This window comes from Psychrobacter sp. TPE 89C, assembly GCF_055522395.1.
In genome coordinates this window covers 1-20,610 of sequence record NZ_JBVFXW010000007.1, presented here as the reverse complement: position 1 = coordinate 20,610, position 20,610 = coordinate 1, and the positions used below count along the sequence as shown (strand labels likewise).

At 43.2% G+C, this 20,610-nt stretch carries 17 protein-coding genes and 2 riboswitches; of the genes, 9 read left to right on the top strand and 8 right to left on the bottom strand.

What is annotated here, in order from left to right; translation table 11 throughout:
* The first annotated feature begins 180 nt into the window (after positions 1 to 180).
* The 3 genes from sppA to ACZW67_RS03750 all read left to right on the top strand — a co-directional run bounded on the left by sppA (position 181) and on the right by ACZW67_RS03750 (position 3,129).
* Positions 181 to 1,233 (top strand): signal peptide peptidase SppA, encoded by a 1,053-nt coding sequence (gene sppA, locus ACZW67_RS03760; RefSeq protein ID WP_465182218.1) that lies wholly within the window; start codon positions 181 to 183, stop codon positions 1,231 to 1,233.
* A 148-nt stretch (positions 1,234 to 1,381) separates the two neighbouring features.
* The gene (locus ACZW67_RS03755) at positions 1,382 to 2,272 is read left to right on the top strand and encodes an alpha/beta hydrolase (RefSeq protein WP_465182217.1); all 891 of its coding nucleotides are present in this window, start codon (positions 1,382 to 1,384) and stop codon (positions 2,270 to 2,272) included.
* 65 nt (positions 2,273 to 2,337) lie between these two features.
* Positions 2,338 to 3,129 carry a lysostaphin resistance A-like protein gene (locus ACZW67_RS03750; RefSeq protein ID WP_465182216.1) on the top strand — a complete coding sequence of 264 codons (792 nt, stop codon included), beginning with the start codon at positions 2,338 to 2,340 and terminating at the stop codon, positions 3,127 to 3,129.
* A gap of 65 nt (positions 3,130 to 3,194) precedes the next feature.
* On the opposite strand, the gene dusA is transcribed toward ACZW67_RS03750, so the two are convergent.
* From dusA to ACZW67_RS03735, 3 genes are all read right to left on the bottom strand, one after another.
* Entirely contained in the window at positions 3,195 to 4,169 is a 975-nt protein-coding gene (dusA, locus tag ACZW67_RS03745; RefSeq protein ID WP_465182215.1) for a tRNA dihydrouridine(20/20a) synthase DusA, read from the bottom strand.
* Between the two features lie 100 nt (positions 4,170 to 4,269).
* A complete protein-coding gene (locus tag ACZW67_RS03740; protein WP_465182214.1) occupies positions 4,270 to 5,571 on the bottom strand; it encodes an MFS transporter in 1,302 nt (433 codons plus the stop codon).
* A 241-nt stretch (positions 5,572 to 5,812) separates the two neighbouring features.
* On the bottom strand, positions 5,813 to 7,453 hold the full coding sequence (locus tag ACZW67_RS03735) for a phospholipase D-like domain-containing protein (RefSeq protein ID WP_465182213.1): 1,641 nt from the start codon (positions 7,451 to 7,453) through the stop codon (positions 5,813 to 5,815).
* Between the two features lie 606 nt (positions 7,454 to 8,059).
* On the opposite strand from ACZW67_RS03735, the gene ACZW67_RS03730 reads away from it, so the two are divergent.
* The 4 genes from ACZW67_RS03730 to ACZW67_RS03715 all read left to right on the top strand — a co-directional run bounded on the left by ACZW67_RS03730 (position 8,060) and on the right by ACZW67_RS03715 (position 12,030).
* On the top strand, positions 8,060 to 9,334 hold the full coding sequence (locus tag ACZW67_RS03730; protein WP_352259371.1) for an O-succinylhomoserine sulfhydrylase: 1,275 nt from the start codon (positions 8,060 to 8,062) through the stop codon (positions 9,332 to 9,334).
* 80 nt (positions 9,335 to 9,414) lie between these two features.
* Positions 9,415 to 9,744: a YbaB/EbfC family nucleoid-associated protein gene (locus ACZW67_RS03725; RefSeq protein WP_110922703.1), complete on the top strand. Its 330-nt coding sequence runs from the start codon at positions 9,415 to 9,417 to the stop codon at positions 9,742 to 9,744.
* 218 nt (positions 9,745 to 9,962) lie between these two features.
* The gene (gene recR / locus ACZW67_RS03720) at positions 9,963 to 10,556 is read left to right on the top strand and encodes a recombination mediator RecR (RefSeq protein WP_110922704.1); all 594 of its coding nucleotides are present in this window, start codon (positions 9,963 to 9,965) and stop codon (positions 10,554 to 10,556) included.
* Between the two features lie 154 nt (positions 10,557 to 10,710).
* Positions 10,711 to 12,030 (top strand): ribonuclease D, encoded by a 1,320-nt coding sequence (locus tag ACZW67_RS03715; RefSeq protein ID WP_465182212.1) that lies wholly within the window; start codon positions 10,711 to 10,713, stop codon positions 12,028 to 12,030.
* A 57-nt stretch (positions 12,031 to 12,087) separates the two neighbouring features.
* On the opposite strand, the gene ACZW67_RS03710 is transcribed toward ACZW67_RS03715, so the two are convergent.
* The 5 genes from ACZW67_RS03710 to gcvT all read right to left on the bottom strand — a co-directional run bounded on the left by ACZW67_RS03710 (position 12,088) and on the right by gcvT (position 18,571).
* Positions 12,088 to 12,762 carry a lipase family alpha/beta hydrolase gene (locus tag ACZW67_RS03710; protein ID WP_465182211.1) on the bottom strand — a complete coding sequence of 225 codons (675 nt, stop codon included), beginning with the start codon at positions 12,760 to 12,762 and terminating at the stop codon, positions 12,088 to 12,090.
* A 166-nt stretch (positions 12,763 to 12,928) separates the two neighbouring features.
* On the bottom strand, positions 12,929 to 15,826 hold the full coding sequence (gcvP, locus tag ACZW67_RS03705; RefSeq protein WP_465182210.1) for an aminomethyl-transferring glycine dehydrogenase: 2,898 nt from the start codon (positions 15,824 to 15,826) through the stop codon (positions 12,929 to 12,931).
* A 66-nt stretch (positions 15,827 to 15,892) separates the two neighbouring features.
* Positions 15,893 to 16,651: a nitroreductase family protein gene (locus tag ACZW67_RS03700; protein WP_465182209.1), complete on the bottom strand. Its 759-nt coding sequence runs from the start codon at positions 16,649 to 16,651 to the stop codon at positions 15,893 to 15,895.
* A gap of 262 nt (positions 16,652 to 16,913) precedes the next feature.
* Entirely contained in the window at positions 16,914 to 17,294 is a 381-nt protein-coding gene (gene gcvH / locus ACZW67_RS03695; RefSeq protein ID WP_110922708.1) for a glycine cleavage system protein GcvH, read from the bottom strand.
* A 98-nt stretch (positions 17,295 to 17,392) separates the two neighbouring features.
* Positions 17,393 to 18,571, bottom strand: a complete 1,179-nt coding sequence (gene gcvT / locus ACZW67_RS03690) for a glycine cleavage system aminomethyltransferase GcvT (protein ID WP_465182208.1) — start codon at positions 18,569 to 18,571, stop codon at positions 17,393 to 17,395.
* 168 nt (positions 18,572 to 18,739) lie between these two features.
* Positions 18,740 to 18,887: riboswitch (glycine riboswitch) on the bottom strand.
* Between the two features lie 53 nt (positions 18,888 to 18,940).
* Positions 18,941 to 19,080, bottom strand: a riboswitch (glycine riboswitch).
* 237 nt (positions 19,081 to 19,317) lie between these two features.
* Here gcvT and ACZW67_RS03685 point away from each other — a divergent pair.
* Both ACZW67_RS03685 and ACZW67_RS03680 read left to right on the top strand, forming a co-directional pair.
* Positions 19,318 to 19,638 carry a YcgL domain-containing protein gene (locus tag ACZW67_RS03685; RefSeq protein WP_465182207.1) on the top strand — a complete coding sequence of 107 codons (321 nt, stop codon included), beginning with the start codon at positions 19,318 to 19,320 and terminating at the stop codon, positions 19,636 to 19,638.
* A gap of 262 nt (positions 19,639 to 19,900) precedes the next feature.
* Entirely contained in the window at positions 19,901 to 20,545 is a 645-nt protein-coding gene (locus ACZW67_RS03680) for a hypothetical protein (protein ID WP_465182206.1), read from the top strand.
* Positions 20,546 to 20,610: the final 65 nt, after the last annotated feature.

The window sequence follows — 20,610 nt, the reverse complement described above, 5'->3', positions numbered from 1 at the left end:
GTGATATTTCACAGTTATACTATTGAACCATAATGGAAATGCGACCATACTTACCAACCTATTAATATAAATGACGCTTGCATTACAAATGCGTCGAGAGTAAGAACTAGCTTCTTACTACATTTATATTCTATATCATCTCTTTTATCGTTTTAGATTGTTTCTGACTTAGGAAGTTATATGCCCAACTGGCCACCAGACCCTAACAAACGTCCTGACACTTCGGCAAATCAGCCAGCACCCATGCAGCAATCAAGCCAACCGACTGGACAAGAGTGGCGACTGCTGGAAAACACATTGCTGGCTAGTGTGGTTGAACAGCGCCGCGCTCGTCGCTGGAGTATCTTTTTTAAATTATTGACCTTTGGTTATATCTTATTGATATTTTTGACCCTTGGTCGTGGTTGCAGCAGTGCATCAACAGGTATTGATGCAGTCGACAACAGCGAGCCACATTTGGCTGTGGTTGAGCTGCAAGGTGTCATTAGTAGTGGCGATGTGGCCAATGCCTATGATGTCAATGAAGCATTGACCCGTGCTTTTGAAAACAGTAATTCAAAAGCTGTTGTGCTAGATATCAACTCACCTGGTGGCTCACCTGTACAGTCTGATGAAATTTGGCAGACTATGATGGAGTTGCGTCAAGAATATCCAGACAAGAAACTTTACGCAGTGATTGGTGATATTGGTGCTTCTGGCGCTTATTACATTGCTTCTGCAGCAGACGAGATTTATGTCAATCCATCAAGTTTGGTTGGCTCTATCGGCGTGATTATGTCGAGCTATAATATTGAAGGCTTGATGGATAAAGTCGGCGTAAAAGATCGTACGTTGACCGCTGGTGAATACAAAGATATCTTAAGCTTATCGCGTCCATTGACTGACTATGAAGAAAGTCATGTCGAAAAAGTATTAGCAAATACGCACAAGCATTTCATCGATGCAGTGAAAGAAGGCCGCGGCGACCGTCTAAAAAATCCTGAACAGAACAAGTTGTTCTCAGGGCTATTTTGGACAGGTGAGCAGTCTATCGAACTTGGTCTAGCAGACAAGAAAGGTAGCATCGCGAGCTTAGAAAAAGAGTTAGATCTTGATACGGCGATTAACTACAGCCCAACAGATCCTTTTGAGTCGTTTATGGATCGCTTCGCTGTTAAGTTAGGTGCAGGCATTGGCTCAAGTGTCAATCTTGATGTCCTAACAAAAGAAGATGGCAATGTAGAGATGCGTTAAGCATTTTGTATTTGAGATTTAATGTGTATGATTGATAAGGCTGAGTATATGATTATGCTCAGCCTTCTTAGTTATATATTAGATATGTCAGATTTGATCATGATAAATGACACATAAGCTATCCATAATGATTCGATGAGAGCCTGTTATGACTGATGAATGCAATTTTCAGACCTTTGCCGCTTTACCTATCTCTAAAATAACAAACAAACCTGTTATTCATTTTGCGCATGCCAATGGTATGCCAAGTGCTGTTTATCAGCCATTTTTTGAGAATTTAGCAGAGTTTTTTACGATTGAATATATTGCGATGCTAGGCGATACCCCAGGTTATCCCGTAGACGATCATTGGCGTAGTCTCACAAACCAAATTATCGATAGCGTGAAAGATGCTTGTGAGAAACATAGCGTCACGCAAGTAGTGGCAGTTGGTCACTCACTTGGCGCAATGTGTACCATGCAAGCATTGTATCGCGAGCCAAAGTACTTTGCGCAAGCAGTCCTCATGGATCCACCTTGGATTTATGGCAAGGTCAGTTTGTTCTGGCATTTAGCAAAGACAGCAGACAGACTGCCGTTGATGAATAATCGTTTGATGGATAAGTTATCACCTGCTGGAATCTCTAAGCACCGCCGTGATGTGTGGGATAGTCGAGCGGATGCTTATGAACAGATGCGCCATAAGGGGTTTTTTAAGAATTTTGATGAGCGCAGTTTTCAAGGCTATATCGATTATGGATTACACCAACGTGCTGACGGTAAAGTAACCTTAGCGATTCCTAAATCTAGCGAAGTCGCCGTATTCCGTACCAATCCATCTTGGTATTGGTTGGCACCAAATCGTGGTCCTAAGGTGCCCGTCACTTTGATTATTGGTGAAGACAGCATATTCTTAAAACGTCACTTCCCCCAGCAAGTGCAGGCACGGTTAGGGGTGCCTTATACCACTCATGCAGGTGGTCATATGTTCCCGCTTGAATATCCTGACTCTGTATCGCTGCAAGTATTGTCATTGATTGAGCAGCAACTGTTAAAATAGTCGTTAATTATTATTGATGTTTTTTACAGACATAGGCTGAAAACAGACTTTTGAGTAACGACTTTATGCTAAAAAATGCTACTGACTCACACAAGAAAGCTGCATCGCTGAACCATGTGCCATTGTTTTCACACTTGGGTGCATTCCTACTGACGGTAGGCATGGTAATGGTGTTTTTTGTCAGTCAATTGCTAGGGATATATGTCGCTGGCAAGTTAGTGTTACCTGCTACTCAAAATGCAACAGTAGGTGATATTTTCTTATTTGGCGGTAATGATGGCACGGTTGTGAGTCTTTCTATCATTATAGGTTGTGTGTTAATAACAGGGATTACTGTCTCTGTCATTCGTTTGAGGGGAGGCAGTGTGCGTCAGTATCTGGCGCTAAAGTCATTTTCACCTGCGGCAGGGTTGAAAATGGCTGGGCTGCTATTGATATTTATGATTGCCAGTCAGGCGCTCACGTACTTTCTTGATGAGACGCCACTGGTATTTGTAGATCCGCTATACCAATCTGTCAGTTCGGTATGGCTGCTGGTCTTTGCGATGGTCATCGTTGCACCATTGTATGAGGAGCTGGTCTTTCGCGGTATTTTGTGGACGGCTATCGCAGAACAGTTCGCTGATTCCTCTTATTCAACAAAGTATCGAGGTGCAATCGTTGCCAGTATTGTGACCAGTTTGATATTTGCAGTAATCCATGTGCAGTATGGTATTTATGAAATCAGCACCATTGTCGTATTAGCATTGGTATTTTGCTATGCACGTGTCAAATCAGGGTCGTTATTATTGCCAATACTATTGCACATCGCTAACAACGGTGCAGCGATGTGGCAGTATATGGCGCAAGCAGCTTAAATAAACAGCAATTGTTGCTGATTTTTTATATGTCTTTATTGTCGTTCTTACGATGATAAAAGCTACTACATATCAGGATTCAATAAGAAGACTTCATCTGCCGCGCGTTTGATATCATCAATGGTCAGCTGAGGTTTACCACTCAATGCCTGACGCCATTTACGTGCACCCATAAGTCCTTGGAATAACCCTAAATAATGACGTGTCATCGTAGGTAGCGGTTCACCTTTGGCGAGTTGCTCTTCGAGATATGGATAAAGCTGCGACAGAATCTCTGAGCGTTTAGGTGCTGGCTCGTCGCTCCATAAACTATTGGCTTCTGCTAATAAGTAAGGATTGTGATAAAACGCTCGTCCAATCATGACCCCATCAATATGCTGCAAGTGCGTTTCAATATCAGCGATGGTGTCAATCCCACCATTAATCTCAATATCGAGCGCTGGAAAGTCTTGTTTCAGGCGATAAACGTCTTCATAGCGAAGTGGTGGTATCTCGCGATTCTGCTTAGGACTCAGCCCTTGTAGCCACGCAGTACGTGCATGAACGATGAATCGCGTACAGCCAGCTTCGGCGACCGCCTGCACAAAATCTACCATAAATTCATAACTGTCAAAGTCATCAATACCGATGCGATGCTTAACCGTCACCGGAATATCGACTGCTGCTTGCATATGTTTGACCAAGTCTGCAACTGTGTGAGGCTCTGCCATTAGGCATGCGCCTATCTTATTATGCTGTACGCGATCTGATGGGCAACCAACGTTGATATTGACTTCATCATAGCCATGCTGCTGTGCAAATTCAGCGCATTGTGTCATCTCGCTGTTGTCTGCACCACCTAGCTGCAACACTAACGGATGCTCTTGCGTATCAAAGCGTAGATGGCGTGCGCGATTGCCATGTATTAGGGCACCTGTACTGATCATCTCTGTATATAAATACACGTGCGGATTAAAGAGCCGTGCAAAGTACCGATAATCTGTAGTTGTCCAGTCGATCATAGGTGCGACAGAGAGTCTTTTATTGGTCATATCAACCATGATTGTTAAGCCTTAATATTCTAATCTTTGAGAGTGTGGGGTTTAGTACAAAAATGTTTATACAAAATAACGGTATAAACATTTTAATGAGTATCCCGATCTAGATAATCTGGTTTATTTTTTTGGCTTCGGGCAAATTATAGAAGTAAATGCCCATTATTATTCCAATAAAACCGATGAACGCAATGTAGAGTGCTGGTGAGAAAGCCACATAAAGAGTGGCATAGCCAAGCCCGAAAGGTACTAATACTCCGACAACGCCGTAGGCCATATTATAACAAAAAGCCATTCCTGTGAGTCTGACATTGGTCGGAAATAATTGCAAGATAATGGCTGGTATCATACCAATGATGCCAGCAAAGAATCCTAACAGTGCATACATAATGAGGATGTAGTCACCACTCGCCTGTAGGTGATAAAAGAATGCCAGCATCTGAACGATTAACAGAATAGAACCAATGGTCAAAATTTTACCAAAATTTTGATGGTTAGAGATTATTCCATAAAAGATACAGCCAAGAATCATAAATACAATGCCTAGACTGTGGGAAAATTTAAACAGATCACTATCTAACGTAAAATGCAACTCAATCAAATCAGGTAATAAAAGTACGACAACGGTCGTTACGCTAGAAACAATAAGGGTGAGAATCATACCGATAAATAGTGAATGCTTGCAGTGCTTGAAGAGTAGACGGAATGGTCTGGCAACATGGTTGTTTGGCTTTGAGTTTTTCATTTCAAGGAAAAATGGTGATTCATCGATCCATCGCCATGCCAATAATGGCATAAGGCTTAAGGCAGCCGCGATGAAAAATGGTAAACGCCAACCATAATCAGCCAATTGCGCCGTCGTCATGGAACTGGTTAGCCAAAGAAAAAAGGCATTAGAGAATAAAACCCCTACGTAAAAACTGGCACTGACATAACTACAGACGACGGACGAATACAGTCGTGGCACATGCTCCGCCACAAAAATCCAAGCGAGTGGGACATAAAGACCAAATGCCATGCCTTGTATGAATCGTAGAGTGATAAATAAAATAGGTGCAATCAATCCCCATTGTGCATAGGTAGGCAAGCTTGCCATTGCCAATAAGCTAAGCGCTGTTACTAATATACTGATTAATAGTATGGGTTTGCGACCTTTTATATCACCATAACGACCAAAAACAATGCCCCCAATCGGGCGTGCCAAATAACCAATCGTAAACAGTCCGAGCCCTTGTATCTTTGTAATAGTCGGGTCGATGTTAGCAGGGAAAAAAGCGGCCGCCACAATATCTGAGATATATAAATAAATCAAAAAATCAAAAAATGCCACTGCACTACTAAAGCAGATAAACATTACTGTATTTCTGTCTTTGGAAGACATCAGTGCATATTGGGAACGGGAGGGCATAATAGATCACGCATATATAAAGGTATTCGTTAAGCCGGTTATTATCTAGATAACCGGCCATAATAAAAAACGACAAATCAGTATAAATAGATAGTGATTTGTCGAAAAAATAAAGGTTTGGGAGCTAATATATGAAACAGATGTCTAAGTTACAAGGGTTCTGAGAGTAAGCGAAAATTAATCACTCAGTCATTCTAATTTACCTCTAAATAGTCATTTCGAGGATTATCAAGTATGAGCGCTACAATAGCCAGTCAATAGGTAACCATGACATGATAGTCAACCAAACATGGTCACTGACATCGACACGCGGCTCTGAATCGTAAACCACTTTTTTACCATTTTCCATGGTTTGCCACTGCAGGTTGCCATTGTCTAATAACTTCACTTCATAAGCTTTGCTTAATAAATCGTCGCCAAGTGCGCCATGTAACTGTCTCGCTAGCTCATCATCATTGATAATCACACCCATTTCGGTATTGATATTGGCAGATCGGGGATCAACATTATATGAGCCAATGAATACTTGGTGGTCATCAACCGCAAAAGTCTTTGCATGTAGGCTGGTTGACGACTGGCTGCGTGCTTTCCACAGCTTATTTTCACGTTGCTCTTCAGAAGCGGTCGATTTTAGCTCATAGATTTTGACACCGGCGCGGAGCAGGCTAGGACGCCATTGGCTATAGCCAGAGTGCACAGCCGTTACATCGGTTGCATCAAATGAATTCGTTAAAATCTTGATATCAATGCCAGCTTCGGCCAGTTTCACCAGCGTATTGACACCGTTTTTGGTCGGCACAAAGTAAGAGGAGATAATCGTTAATTGCTTGGTTGGCGTACCTAGCAATGTCCGTAGTTGATGCACCAAGTTGGTATCAGCAGGGACGGATTTTGTCAATTTACCAACATCATCACTCAAAAACTGCATGTCTGTCCAACGAAAAGGCACACGCTTATTGATTAAATCGCTGTCTATCGTTGAGTCTTCGATTGCTGTTTTATAAATAGTTAAATCGTTCTCTTCTTTTTTGTCATCTAGACCAAGTTTGTCTAATGCTGATAAAAAATCAGACGGTGAGTTATCATCAGCGGTGACTAGGGTTTCGATGTCAAAGGATAATGGCGATGACCAATAACTGGTAAAACTGTTATCAATGTCAGCGACTACTTTACCAATCAGTAAAACATCTAAATCTGCAAATTGGCTATTTTTATCATTACTTAGGTATTCATCGCCAATATTACGCCCACCAATAATAGTAATCTGCTTATCAAAGGTCATACTTTTGTTATGCATACGGCGGTTGATACGTGGCAAGCCCGTGACGTAATTCAATGTTTGAAATTTACGGTACATAAGGGGGTTGATGATACGTACCGCAATATTAGGGTGGCTGGCAAAACGCAGTAAGTGCTGATCGAATGTCGCGTTATTATTAAAATCATCTAATAATAAACGCACAAGCACGCCACGCTCAGCAGCTTTCCATAAATCTCTTAACAGTAATTGGCCTGCTTGATCATTGTGCCAAATATAATACTGTGCATCGATATTTCGTGTGGCCATATCCGTTAATATGCTGCGAGAGGCAAATGCATTGGCACCAGTCACGATAGGGTGGTAGCCCGATAGTTCTGGATGAATATCATTTTGCTCACTAACGGCTGCGACTAGATCGATATTAGTGGTTATAGATGTTTCATTGTCTTCAATGTTTTGGCTGCTTTTAGGTTGATATAGAGCATCCACACGCGCTGATAATGCTTGGCTTTCAGGCAGATGTGGTTGCTTCGGTAAGCTTTGGCACCCAACAAGTCCTAAGGTAAGTCCGAGCGTTAGACTCAACGATAGATTACTTGGATCTATACTGAACATCGACATAAATGAGTTACCTTAGTAAGCCTTAATATAATAAGAATTCCGTTAAAAGTAAGCATGATATCCCTGTGTTTGCTGACAGAAAATAGTGCCAATTATGGGACAAGTAATAAAACTGCCCAAGGTGGAACTTAGATCGCCGCTAAGCTTATCAGCTGTCGGCATCTATGCCTATTATAAATACGTTATTTTTGTTAGATGTAGTGGCTTGTTTATTGGTCGTTTAACTAATCTTTAATCTTTATTAATCTTCAAACCTATCTTGATATAAGAGGTATGTCGGTATTCAAAAATAACATTTGATAATCATCTGAAACCAGCTGTTTGGAATAAGTTGGCATGATATGATAACGCTGGTTTATTAGGGCGTGTCTTCATTTCAAAAATGGTGATAAAAATGAGATAAATTGCCGTCAAACAAGAAAAATAGCGCAGATGATATCGGGATATTAACCGGCTATTTGACGATGTTTGGCAAGATTTAGCCATTTTTAGCCCATTGAGATAACTATCGAGTGAATTGAAAGCATGCCCTAGGTCAATAATTAAAAAATAAGCAGCCACTTTTATTACAGTCAAGTTTATAACTATCAAAGTAACGGAAGATTTATGAGTCAGTCGCAAACCAATGATGAAAGCAATGTAAACAAATTAGATCCAAACTGGCGCAACGATGCCTTAGATTTAGGGCTGGATTATGGTATGCAGACCATTGCCGTACGAGCAGGGCAACACCGTACGGACGAAGGTGAACATTCAGAGCCTATTTTTACCACTAGCTCTTATGTTTACACGTCTGCTGCTGATGCTGCTGCGCACTTTGATGGTACTAAAACAGGCAATGTTTACTCACGTCATACCAACCCAAGCGTGCGTACCTTTGAGCGTCGTCTAGCAGCCCTAGAAAACGGTGAGCGCGCGGTTGCGACGGCTTCAGGTATGGGTGCGATTTTGACCATGTGCTTAGCCTATTTGAAAGCAGGTGATCATCTACTGGCGGCCAATCAATTATTCGGCTCATCCATTGGTCTATTCAACAACTATATGGCCAAGTTTGGCGTCGAAGTTAGCTACGTTGATTGCTTCGATAACGAAGCATGGGCGAATGCCGTTCAGCCAAATACCAAGGTTATTTATTGCGAAAGCCCAAGTAATCCGCTAGCGCAGATTTGCGATCTTGGTTATCTCAGCCAGTTATGTAAAGCCAATGATATCTTATTAGTGGTTGATAACTGCTTTGCCACGCCAGCATTACAGCGCCCATTAGATTTGGGTGCCGATGTGGTGATTCACTCTGCAACTAAATATTTGGATGGTCAAGGTCGAGTACTTGGCGGCGCGCTGGTCGGTAGCGATAAGCTGATGCAAGAAGCATTTACCGTGGTACGCTCAGGTGGTATTAGTATGAGCCCATTTAATGCTTGGGTATTTACGAAAGGCCTTGAAACACTTAAATTGCGTATGCAAGCACATTGTCAAAATGCCAATCAAGTGGCGGATTTCTTAGTCAATCACCCTAATGTAAGTACCGTGCATTTCTCAGGGTTGAGCGATCATCCTGCTCATGAGCTTGCCACACGCCAACATCATATGAAAGGTGGCTATGGTGCTATCATGGGTTTTGAAGTAAAACCAACTGCTGACCTTGACTCAAAAGCTGCCGCTTGGCATGTCATTGACTCAACACGGATGGTGTCTATCACCAATAACTTGGGCGATGCGAAAACAACCATTACCCATCCGGCGACCACCACACATTTCCGACTGACTGCTGAGGCTCGTGCAGAAGCAGGCGTCAAAGATGGTCTTATTCGTCTGTCTGTAGGTTTAGAAGACGTAGAAGATATCATCAAAGATTTGGCGCGTGGTTTAGACAGTTTGTAAAGATAACGGTATAATCGCTATTAGCACTTTATATTAGTCAAATATCAATCATTTATTATTAAAAAACAAAAGAGGCAACTATGAATATTCAAGCATTGATGCAACAAGCACAAACGATGCAAAAGAAAGTCGAAGCAAACGTTGAAAACGCTAAGAAAGATCTTGCCAATAAAGAAGTGCACGCAGAAGCGGGCAGTGGTCTAGTAAAAGTAACCATGACTGGTCGCCATGTCGTTAAGCGTTTAACCATTGACCCAAGCTTGCTCGAAGACGAGCCAGACATGATCGAAGACTTAATTGCTGCTGCTATCAATGATGCCGTTCGTCAAGCAGATGACTTGTATGAAGAAACCATGGCTGGCGCAACATCAGGTATGGGTCTACCACCAGGTATGCAAGGCATGTTCTAATATCTATTCCAGAGATAATCTAACTTGTTAGACTTATTGAGCCTACTAGAATGGTACTAGTCTTCCACGTTATTTTTAATTTTTGGTATGGATAGGCGGCTTGTTTTATGGTTAATTGGCGATATGTCAGCTGACTATAATGTCTAGCAAATGGGGTTGTTATCGACACGATACGACCCCATTTTTATAGCTACGGTTTATAGATAAAGGAAGTGGTTTTGCTGACAGCCAAATTTGATCAGCTGGTCAAACAGCTACGTATTTTGCCAGGCGTCGGGCAAAAAAGTGCCCAACGTATGGCGTTACATCTGCTCACCAAAAAACGCCCACAAGGCATGGCGCTTGCCCAAGCACTTGATGATGCGATGCGTGATATTGTTGAATGCCAGCGTTGCCATAGCTTCAGTGATGAGGCTATCTGTCCGCTGTGTCAAGATCCGAGACGTGATGATGGATTGTTATGTGTGGTCGAAACGGCTGCAGATGTGATGGCAATAGAGCAGACAGCAGGTTATCGTGGACGTTACTTTGTCTTAGGCGGACACTTATCACCTATCGACGGCATCAGCGCTGATGACTTAAATATCGATCAGCTGGTCTGGCGTGTCAAACAAGAGCCTGTTGAAGAGCTGATACTGGCTACTGGTACTACTGTTGAAGGGCAGACCACCGCACACTTTATCAGTGAAGCCGTCAGCCGTCATGTCAATAAAGTCACACGCTTGGCACAAGGGGTGCCGATGGGCGGTGAGCTTGAGTACTTAGACAGTATGACACTTGGTCAAGCCATGCAAAATCGCTCATTTTTATAGACTTGTTATAGTGTTTTTACCACCGTCAAGTCTTGCCCATTTGATTTTATGGTACTGTTATAATTGATGGTACTGTTATAATTGTTTTATTATTTCATTTTATTAAAACGTGGTTTAGCGTTTTATTTTCTCTTATTTATGCAGGTATCTGCCCGTGTCCAACCATGTTTCGAACGCTTCTACCCATTCAAACACTCAAGTCGATGCTTGTGTTGCTAATGACGACGTATCCAGTCAACCACTTAACACCGATGTCGATTCAGCAGTGTTACCGCCACAACCAGATATTGATGCGTTACTAGATATCGCTGATGAAGCCGCTGTCACATGGGTACGTGAGCAAGGCGGTCTGGCTCAAGTCATCGATGCATTGGCTACTTGCGGCCGCGTCGCATTAGATACCGAATTTATCAAGCGTGATACGTACTATCCAAGATTGGCATTGGTTCAGCTGAATACGGGTGACCATATTTATTTGCTAGATGCGCCGCAGTTGCAATTGGCTGAACTGTGGCAGGCGCTGAGTGAAGTGGATGTAGCGATTTGGCATGCATGCGGTGAAGATTTGGGCATTTTTTATCTGTTGTCTGGTTGTCCGCCATTGACCAATATATTTGACACGCAAATCGCGTTGTCTTATCTAACTGGTCAACTGCAGATGGGTTATCAGCAAGCGCTTGATGATCAGTTGGATATGCATATTGATAAAGAACAAAGCCAGTCAGATTGGCTGCAACGTCCGCTATCGGATGAGCAAGAGCAATATGCGATTGATGATGTGCGGTTTTTACCAGCGTTGTATCTAAGCCTTGAATACGAGCTAAAAAAACAAGGTCTGTACGATTATGTATGGGCAGATTGTCAGCTTTATGCCAGTGATTTATACAATACACAGCACGTTGAAGATGATGCGATGTATTTAACGATGGCAGATTATCGCTATAATTCTCAGCAGATGGCGATACTCAAAGGAGTTGCTACGTGGCGAGAAGAACTGGCGCGTGCGACCAATCAACCCCGTACGTTTGTGATAAAAAAACAAGCAGTGCGCGAAATTATCACCGAAAAGCCTAACAGCATGCGAGAGCTGGCGCATAAAACAACGATGCATCGCAGTATGTTGCGACTGTATGGTGAAGAGTTGCTGAAGGTCATCAAAGACGCAAAGAGTTTGCCACCTGCTGAGCATCCTGATTGTCTATTGCCACCTTATCGTTCAAAAAACAAAGTCCTATCAAAGGCCGTGCAACAAGCGATAGATGATCAAGCGCAGAAAATTGGTGTGCCTGCTAATGTGCTGATGCGTAAAAAATGGCTTGCTCAACTGTATGAAGTTGTGGCTTTCAACAAAGGCGTCAGTGAGTTGCCACAAGGACTAAAAGGTTGGCGCAATAACTGGATAGTGCATACCTTGATTCCAGTCATTGAGAAGCATAAAACTGAATTACAGCAAGGTATGGGTGTTCATGCTTAATAAGCGTGAATGTCTGTTGGAGTTTGCGCGTTGTTAATTATCAAAACCTCATAACGATCAGCGTTCAAATTGTCCATTTTGTAAAAAATACATTGCCTGTTTCGCAACGGATTTGTGGACTAGCATACCCGTATGTGAGACATGCATCACGATATGATCGGCAGCCGCTTCAATCTTAGTTTCTTGTATATATACTGTGCCGTCATGCATTAGATGTTCTGCTGATGGCGCATTATCTGTCTTACGCAATTTTCGATTATGATAGGCTAGGATAGGTTGCCCTAAACCCTGCGCTTTATTGCCAGCTATGACGCCAAGTTCAATACCTTTTGGCAAAGGCGCAACCGTGCCATCCAAAGCTTGCTCGTATGATTTACCGACAATCGCAGGAGCGAGTCGCCAAATATAATCGCCACTAATGCTGCCATTATGCGGCGTGCCTAGAGTCACACAGCGTCCAATTTTCCACTGAGGGTAGTGCGCTATAAAATCACGAATAATTAGCCCGCCTAAGCTATGACCAATGAGGTCGATGGGCTTGGCAGGATTGTGATTGCTCTCAAGCCAAGCGTTTAAACGTTGACTATTAGTCTTGATTCCATCACGTATACTACGGTAGCCGTATTGATGAGTCTCAAAACCTGCCGTTTGTAAGCGTTTTGCTAAAGGTCGCATAATCCATGCAGTTTGGTGCAGACCGTGGATGAGAATTACGCGATTTTTCTGTTGCATGTCTGCTCCAACATCATAAAAGTCATTTTGTGATATTCATCAATACTATCATCATTTTCTGATGTTATTTAATAGTGTACACAAAAAATAAAACCTCCAAGCCAGCTACTGACTTGGAGGTTTGTTTTCTTATAAAAAACTACTTATGATTTATCAAAGACTACGATTACAAATAGTTTTCGATACTTGGGCAAGAACACATGAGGTTCTTATCGCCATAAGCGTCATCGACACGTGCTACGCTTGGCCAGAACTTATGAGCGCGGATATAAGGAAGCGGGAATGCAGCTGTGTCACGGCTGTATGGGTGCGTCCATTCGCCGCTAGTCACCATAGCAGCAGTATGCGGTGCGTTGACCAATGGGTTGTCTTCTAGCGTCCAACCATTTTCGCCAGCTTTGGCTTGTAACGCTTCAGCTTTGATAGATTTGAGCGCGCTGATAAAGCGGTCTAGCTCTTCTTTTGACTCAGACTCTGTCGGCTCAATCATCAAAGTGCCAGCAACTGGGAAGCTCATCGTTGGCGAGTGGAAACCATAATCCATCAAGCGCTTAGCGATATCGCTTTCACTGATGCCAGTATCTTCTTTTAACGGACGAATATCGATGATACATTCGTGAGCAACGCGGCCGTTTTTACCTGTATATAACACAGGGTAGTGGTCTTTTAGTTCAGCGGCCACATAGTTAGCATTTAATAATGCCATCTCAGTCGCTTTTAGCAAGCCATCACGGCCCATCATGGCGATATACATCCATGAGATTGGTAAGATACTCGCTGAACCATAAGGCGCTGCCGATACTGCTGAGCAGTCTTTTTGCGCGTTATGTACAGGGCTTAGCGTATGGTTGGCCATAAATGGTGCTAAATGCGCCTTCATACCGATAGGACCCATACCTGGACCACCGCCGCCATGTGGGATACAGAAAGTTTTATGCAAGTTCATGTGCAGTACATCTGCGCCGACATCTGCAGGCTGCATCATGCCTACCTGAGCATTCATGTTGGCACCATCCATATAGACCTGACCACCATGCTTATGAATCAAATCACAGATATGACGAATGCCTTCTTCGAACACACCATGCGTCGATGGATAAGTGATCATCAACGCACCTAGACGCGCGCTATGCTCTTCACATTTAGCGGTTAGGTCATCGATATCAACGTTACCATTGTCATCAGTTTTGACCACAACCACTTTCATGCCCATCATCATGGCAGTCGCTGGGTTGGTACCGTGCGCTGACATTGGAATCAAGCAAACATCACGGTCAGTCTCACCCAATGATTCGTGATAGCGACGGATGGCAAGCAGACCTGCATATTCACCTGATGCGCCAGAGTTTGGCTGCATAGACACATCATCGAAACCAGTAATGGCTTTGAGTTGGTCTTGTAAGCTATCAATCATGGCGATATAGCCAGTGACTTGATCACGCGGTGCAAAAGGATGCACATTGGCAAATTCAGGCCAAGTGATCGGTAGCATTTCACTGGTCGCATTCAATTTCATGGTACAGCTACCAAGTGAAATCATGCTACGGTTCATCGCCAAATCTTTGTCTTCAAGCGACTTCAAATAACGCAGCATTTCATGCTCGGTGTGATGCGAGTTAAATACTGGATGTGTCAAGATATCATCGGTACGTAAGTGTGCACTATCAAGCGATACACTGGCTGCTTCAGGTAAGTCATGTGTTTTGCTGACAAACAGCTGAGTTAAGACATTAAAGTCTGTTTGATCACTGATTTCACTGAATGAAACGGCTAGTTTGCTATCGCCCAAACGCCATAAGTTATAACCAACATTGTCCGCGTTTTCAAAAATCTGAGTAGCCAGACTTTCTGAACCACAATCAACCACAACGGTATCGAAGAACTGATCATGTACCACGTTTAAGTTGCTGTCGTTAGCACCTTTAATCACATCTGCAAAGGCAGTGGCAAACGCATGGATACGCGTGGCGATGCGTTTAACACCAGTTGGACCATGATACACAGCATACATACCTGCCAAGTTGGCAAGCAATACTTGTGACGTACAGATGTTTGAGTTGGCTTTTTCGCGGCGGATATGCTGCTCACGAGTCTGTAATGCCATACGTAGTGCAGTATTGCCTTGCGAATCTTTTGATACACCAATGATACGGCCAGGCGCTGAGCGTTTGGCCTTGTCAGAGAAAGCAAAGTAAGCCGCATGTGGACCACCGAAGCCCATTGGGATACCAAAGCGCTGTGTGCTACCCAAAGCCACGTCTGCACCCATATCAGCTGGTGATTTTAGTAGCACCAAGCTCATGATGTCACTAACCACACTGACGTAGGTTTTGTTTTCTTTAACAGCTGCAATGACGTCTGTTAGGTCTTTTACGTCACCTTCAACACCGACGTATTGGAATAATGCACCAAAATAATCGCCTGATTTGGCAGTTTCGAAATCACCAACGACTATGTCCCAGCCAAAGTATTTGGCGCGAGTATTGATGACATCTAATGTTTGTGGATAGACGCGATCATCAACAAAAAACTGCATCGATTTGCTTTTGCTCACGCGCTTTGACATCGCCATGGCTTCAGCAGCTGCGGTTGCTTCGTCAAGTAATGAGGCACCAGCAAGCTCAAGACCTGTTAGATCGATACAAACTTGTTGAAAGTTAAGCAAGGCTTCTAGACGACCTTGAGCAATTTCAGCTTGATAAGGGGTGTAAGCAGTGTACCAACCTGGATTTTCGAGAACGTTACGTTGAATAACAGCAGGCATACGCACAGGCGAGTAACCTTGACCGATATAGCTTTTCTTAACGGTGATGTCATCTGCCATCGTACGTAGTTTCGCTAATGCGGCATGTTCGCTCATCGCAACTGGCAAGTCTAACTCTTTGTGCAAACGTACTGGCTCAGGCACGGTATCATTGATAAAGCTGGCCATATCTTGATAACCAACAGCGCTCAGCAGATCAGCTTGCTTGGTGTCATTTGAACCTAAATGACGGTAGACAAATTCAGCTTCGTTGAATAGTCCTTGAAAAGTATCAAACGTCGGGTTTTGAGAGATAGTCATGATAGTCCTTGATTAAGGGAGTAATAAAGTAATAAAGAGATTAACTAAAAATAACGGCATGGTGCATTAGACGTAGTGCACAAACTGATCTTGATCAAAGCGGTACTGGGTGTCGTAGACACCATTGTCAGCACGCTCGCCAGCACCAATCATCATAATGATATGTTGATCATTGTTTAAACCTAATAGTCGCTTCATGGCAGGCTCATCAAAGCCGCCCATCGCACAGCTGTCAAAGCCATGTGCGCGTAGTGCTAGCATTAGGTTTTCCGCCGCGAGCGAGGTGTTGTTGGTTGCCCAGTTTTTGGTGTCTTCAAAAGTATAATAAGGCGATTTAATCGGACCTTTTAAGCGTCTGACCACTTGAGTTGCGCCCCATTTAGCCGCTGATACCACATTAACTGGACCCCGTAAAAAGTCCAGTGCGACGACTTTGGTGTAGTAGTCTTTGACCTTTTTTGGTACAGGCTTGTCAGGGTATTCACGTAAGATTTGCTGAGCATGACTTTGCCAGATATCAGTACGAGCAACGACCGCAATCAGGCGTGCTGACGTTTTTGCCGCGTTTTGATTCATACAGTTCTTCACCGCACGTTTGCGATTATCAACATCATCGATGACATAAAATTCCCACGGCTGTAGATTGCTAGAATTTGGCGCCAACATGGCCAAACGCAAACAGTCTGCTAATACATCATCAGGTATGGGCGTGTCCGTAAAACGACGAACAGAACGGCGTGATTCAACCACGTCGCGAAACGCTTGTAGCTGCGGTGTATGAGTAGGCGTTGCAATGTTATCTTTAAGGTCAGTGTTGGTGCTCATATTAGGATCCATGCTGGGGATTGAATGATCAACTTGAGTCATTATTGAGTGCACTTCTTCAATATCATCTGACAAGTGATTGATACGAATAAATCAAATAGCGGTTGGAAGTAATAAACGGTATGCAGGTTTTGAGAGTAAAGCGTACAGATACCAGCTGCTGCTAGTATCTGTCATTATTCGAGTTTTCGATGTAATAAGGTATGATGAACAGTTACCTCTAACCCTAGCGCTGCTAGTAGATTAGAGTATCGGGCTGATATTACAGCTCGTTTTCGTACTCATCAGCAGTCAGTAATGCTTCGTAGTCAGCGATGTTGTCAGGCTTCATTCTAAAGAACCAACCTTCACCATATGGGTCAGAGTTGATGATTTCAGGATCATCTTCTAGTGCTTCGTTGATTTCCACAACTTCACCTGAGATAGGTGCATAAACGTCAGAAGCGGCTTTTACTGATTCAACCACTGAGATTTCATCATCAACAGCGATGATGTCGCCAACGTCTGGTAATTCAACAAATACCACGTCACCCAGTAGGTCTTGAGCGTGGTCAGTGATACCAACAGTGATAGTGCCGTCGTCTTCTAAGCGTAACCATTCGTGGCTGGCAATGTATTTTAGTTCTGCTGGGATGTTGCTCATGGTCTCTCTCCTACGTGATAGAGGTTAATTAACAAGAATAGTAAAGCAAGAATAGTAAAGCTAAATCTAATAGAGGCTAATAATAGAATTTATAAAGCCTATGAGTCAAACTGCTGCTTGCCATTACGGACAAATGGTAGTTTAAGAACGCGTACATCAACGAATTTACCTTTGCCGCGCAGATCAACTTGGACGTTGTCATCGTCTGATACGCTGGCAGGAATACGGGCAATCGCGATTGAGTTTTTGAGGCTAGGGGAAAATGTACCACTGGTAATGATACCAGTCTGCTCATTGTCTGTGCCTTGATTGATGGTCACCGTCATGCCTTCACGCAATACGCCGCGAGTCGTTAGTAGTAGACCCACTTGCTTCATTGCAGTGTTGTCCTCTTTTGACTGCTTGCGTTTGCTAACCATAGCAGCACGGCCGACGAAGTCACGCTCGTCTTTTAGCGCTAGTGTCCAGCCCATGTTGCACTCATAAGGGCTGATGGAGTCGTCCATATCATGGCCATATAGGTTCATGCCGGCTTCCATGCGCAAAGTATCACGTGCACCAAGGCCCGCAGGTCTGATGCCATTGGCTTTTAATTGCTCAAAGAACGCTGGTGCATCATCGCCATGCATGATGACTTCGACGCCATCTTCACCTGTGTAACCGGTACGCGCAACGAACCAATCTGTGCCTTCGATATCTGTTAGGTCGGCACCAACGAAAGGCTTGAGTCCTGCTAAGGTATCTGCCCAGCTAGGTTTGGCTTGTGCCAGTTTTTCTACGGCGTTTGGACCTTGAACAGCAATCATCGCAAGCTCAGAGCGCTCAGTGATAGCAATGTCAAAGCCTTCAGCGACTTTATGGAACTGTGCCATATCTTTATCGCGAGTGGCAGCATTAGAGACGATACGGTATTCAGTGGCTTCTTCATTCATCAAGTAGACGATCAAATCATCGATGACGCCACCTTGCTCATTTAACATACCAGAGTAGAGGGCTTTACCGACAGTTTTTAGTTTCTCAACATCGTTAGCCAGCAGTTTCTGTAGCCATGCTTTTGCATCGCTGCCTTTGATATCAGCCACGACCATATGTGAGACGTCGAACATCCCTGCATCAGTACGAACGGCTTCATGCTCTTCTATTTGTGAGCCATAATGAATCGGTAATTCCCAACCAGAAAAATCCACCAGTTTGCCGTCACTGTCGACGTGAGACTGATATAGAGGAGTGCGTTGAGGCGCTTGATTTTGAGCTTGGTTATCTTGAGTATCGGTCATAACAAATCCTTATGTGTACATCAGTCATACTCAAAAGTATAGAAACGGATGCGCATTATCATAGTAGTGAGAAGCAACATTGCAAGGTGCAAGTATTACATCAAAGGGTGGCACAAAAAATAAATAGAAAACCGTAGACCAAACAGACGCTGAACGTCGGTTTAAGCAATAGCCCTATCTGTCCTGTGACCTGAGATTTTCAACACGAATCATCACTATGTGGTTTTTAATCTAAACCTGCTATTGATGATAGCGTATTTTCTCCCCTTCGGTGGGTAAAACGTCGTCCGTTTTACCGCTCTCCAGATTTGTTATGCCTAATGTTTGAGTTATGCACGCTTAATAGCGTTTAACTAAACAATAATGACATGTGTTTTTTCAGTCCTTTTACCTGAGCGATTGGCAGGGTAGATGCGCCTTCGGTGGTCGTATAGCAATTATAGACATCGTATGACCAATGCGGTTTGATACGAGGCAGATGCTTACAAACTCTCTCCTGAAAAACGCTTTTATTATGAAAGGTTAATCGTATTTTTACAAGACATGAACCACATTAAAGTGGATAATTGTGGAAAAAATGACTGTTTGAGAGGGCAATCAGTACAATTATCAATAAATAGACGGTTTTTACGTCTGTGAAATTGTAGGAAATGAGAGGCGATTACCGATACCAAAACATAAAGCGACTACTGATAATCGCCCAAAATATGCTAACCTATGGCGATAGTTTCTGATAGGTTGTTTTTATGCATTGCGATATTTATAAATTTTTAAAACATGACGATATGTACGTCTATATTGCCCGCCCTGATTATCCAGATGATACCGATGAGATCAGGGATTGGTTGGGTGTTTTACCCAAAGATTTCCGTGCAGGCTTAGGCCGTAGTAAGTTTGTCATGCATCTAGATTTGGCAGCCACGCCAACGCTAGCCCGTGTTGATAAAGCAGAAGTATTGGCAAAACTGAAGTCACAAGGCTATTTTGTGCAGTTGCCACCTCAGGATGTCATGCGCCGCCAAGCTGAGCTACGTGCTCGCGAAGCGCAAGATAATATTTATGACTAGTATCTTTACTTTAAGGCGTTTTCTGCAAGGCTGTTTTAGACCAATCCTTGAGACGAGCACTTTAGAAAGCAATCAATAAAACGTTTAGTAAACATTTGGTCACATGCATTTTGGTAGAGAGTCGTGATAAACTAGCGACCTATCAAGTGTGCATGTCGATGATGTATTCGTTGTTACTGGTTATAGTAGAGCAGTATCTACTGTCTGTCTGCAAAAACGAAAATATGACGCATAATTTATAAATGCAAATAGTGAAACGCGTATGGACTGGTTAAAAAATATCGTACACATCTTACCGTTAGAAGCCATCAGTGATATTCTCGGTGAGGTTGCTATATGGTGGGGGCAGATGGTCAAAGACGTACCACCTGCCGATTTACCAATGTATGCTTACCTTGGCGGTGTCGTTATCGTATTGGTATTATGGTTGTTGGTCGCTCGTATGTTACCGAAACCACTGGGTGGTATGAGTTGGATGGTGCTGTTTGCTGTTTTATTAGCACCCAGTACCGCTTTGAATGACCCTAGTGTATTGGCACCAGCCAATATCAATGTCGTTTACGCTGTTATGATGAAAGATTTTGCGGGTGCGATTACTAACATGCTACCAATATTGGTGGTATTAGTGGCGGGATTGTTTGTTGGTTTTATTTGGCAACTCATCCGTGGTGCTTTTGAATCGAGCTTAGACAAAGCACGTAGAAGCAGTGCAGAAGATACGCAAGCGACGATGCAGTTGACGACAGGCAGTTATTTGCTAGGAAGTGATACATTAACTGAACAACCCGATGTCACTCCGCAGTCTGGTAAAACGCCTTTAACAGCTAAGGCCGAAACAGAGGTCAGCTTAAAGAAAGACAGTAGCTTAACGAAAAATTCTAAGATGGGTAAATCGGACAAGTTATAAAGCGGTTGTTAATAGTAAGCCCTTTACAAATAATTCAAAGCGCTGGAATAATAAAATAAGATTTT

Bases quoted from the DNA above. Each gene is read 5' to 3' on its own strand.
- sppA (WP_465182218.1), top strand. From the start codon at position 181: ATGCCCAACTGGCCACCAGACCCTAACAAACGTCCTGACACTTCGGCA.
- ACZW67_RS03755 (WP_465182217.1), top strand. From the start codon at position 1,382: ATGACTGATGAATGCAATTTTCAGACCTTTGCCGCTTTACCTATCTCT.
- ACZW67_RS03750 (WP_465182216.1), top strand. From the start codon at position 2,338: ATGCTAAAAAATGCTACTGACTCACACAAGAAAGCTGCATCGCTGAAC.
- dusA (WP_465182215.1), bottom strand. From the start codon at position 4,169: ATGGTTGATATGACCAATAAAAGACTCTCTGTCGCACCTATGATCGAC.
- ACZW67_RS03740 (WP_465182214.1), bottom strand. From the start codon at position 5,571: ATGCCCTCCCGTTCCCAATATGCACTGATGTCTTCCAAAGACAGAAAT.
- ACZW67_RS03735 (WP_465182213.1), bottom strand. From the start codon at position 7,453: ATGTCGATGTTCAGTATAGATCCAAGTAATCTATCGTTGAGTCTAACG.
- ACZW67_RS03730 (WP_352259371.1), top strand. From the start codon at position 8,060: ATGAGTCAGTCGCAAACCAATGATGAAAGCAATGTAAACAAATTAGAT.
- ACZW67_RS03725 (WP_110922703.1), top strand. From the start codon at position 9,415: ATGAATATTCAAGCATTGATGCAACAAGCACAAACGATGCAAAAGAAA.
- ACZW67_RS03710 (WP_465182211.1), bottom strand. From the start codon at position 12,762: ATGCAACAGAAAAATCGCGTAATTCTCATCCACGGTCTGCACCAAACT.
- gcvP (WP_465182210.1), bottom strand. From the start codon at position 15,826: ATGACTATCTCTCAAAACCCGACGTTTGATACTTTTCAAGGACTATTC.
- ACZW67_RS03700 (WP_465182209.1), bottom strand. From the start codon at position 16,651: ATGAGCACCAACACTGACCTTAAAGATAACATTGCAACGCCTACTCAT.
- gcvH (WP_110922708.1), bottom strand. From the start codon at position 17,294: ATGAGCAACATCCCAGCAGAACTAAAATACATTGCCAGCCACGAATGG.
- gcvT (WP_465182208.1), bottom strand. From the start codon at position 18,571: ATGACCGATACTCAAGATAACCAAGCTCAAAATCAAGCGCCTCAACGC.
- ACZW67_RS03685 (WP_465182207.1), top strand. From the start codon at position 19,318: ATGCATTGCGATATTTATAAATTTTTAAAACATGACGATATGTACGTC.
- ACZW67_RS03680 (WP_465182206.1), top strand. From the start codon at position 19,901: ATGGACTGGTTAAAAAATATCGTACACATCTTACCGTTAGAAGCCATC.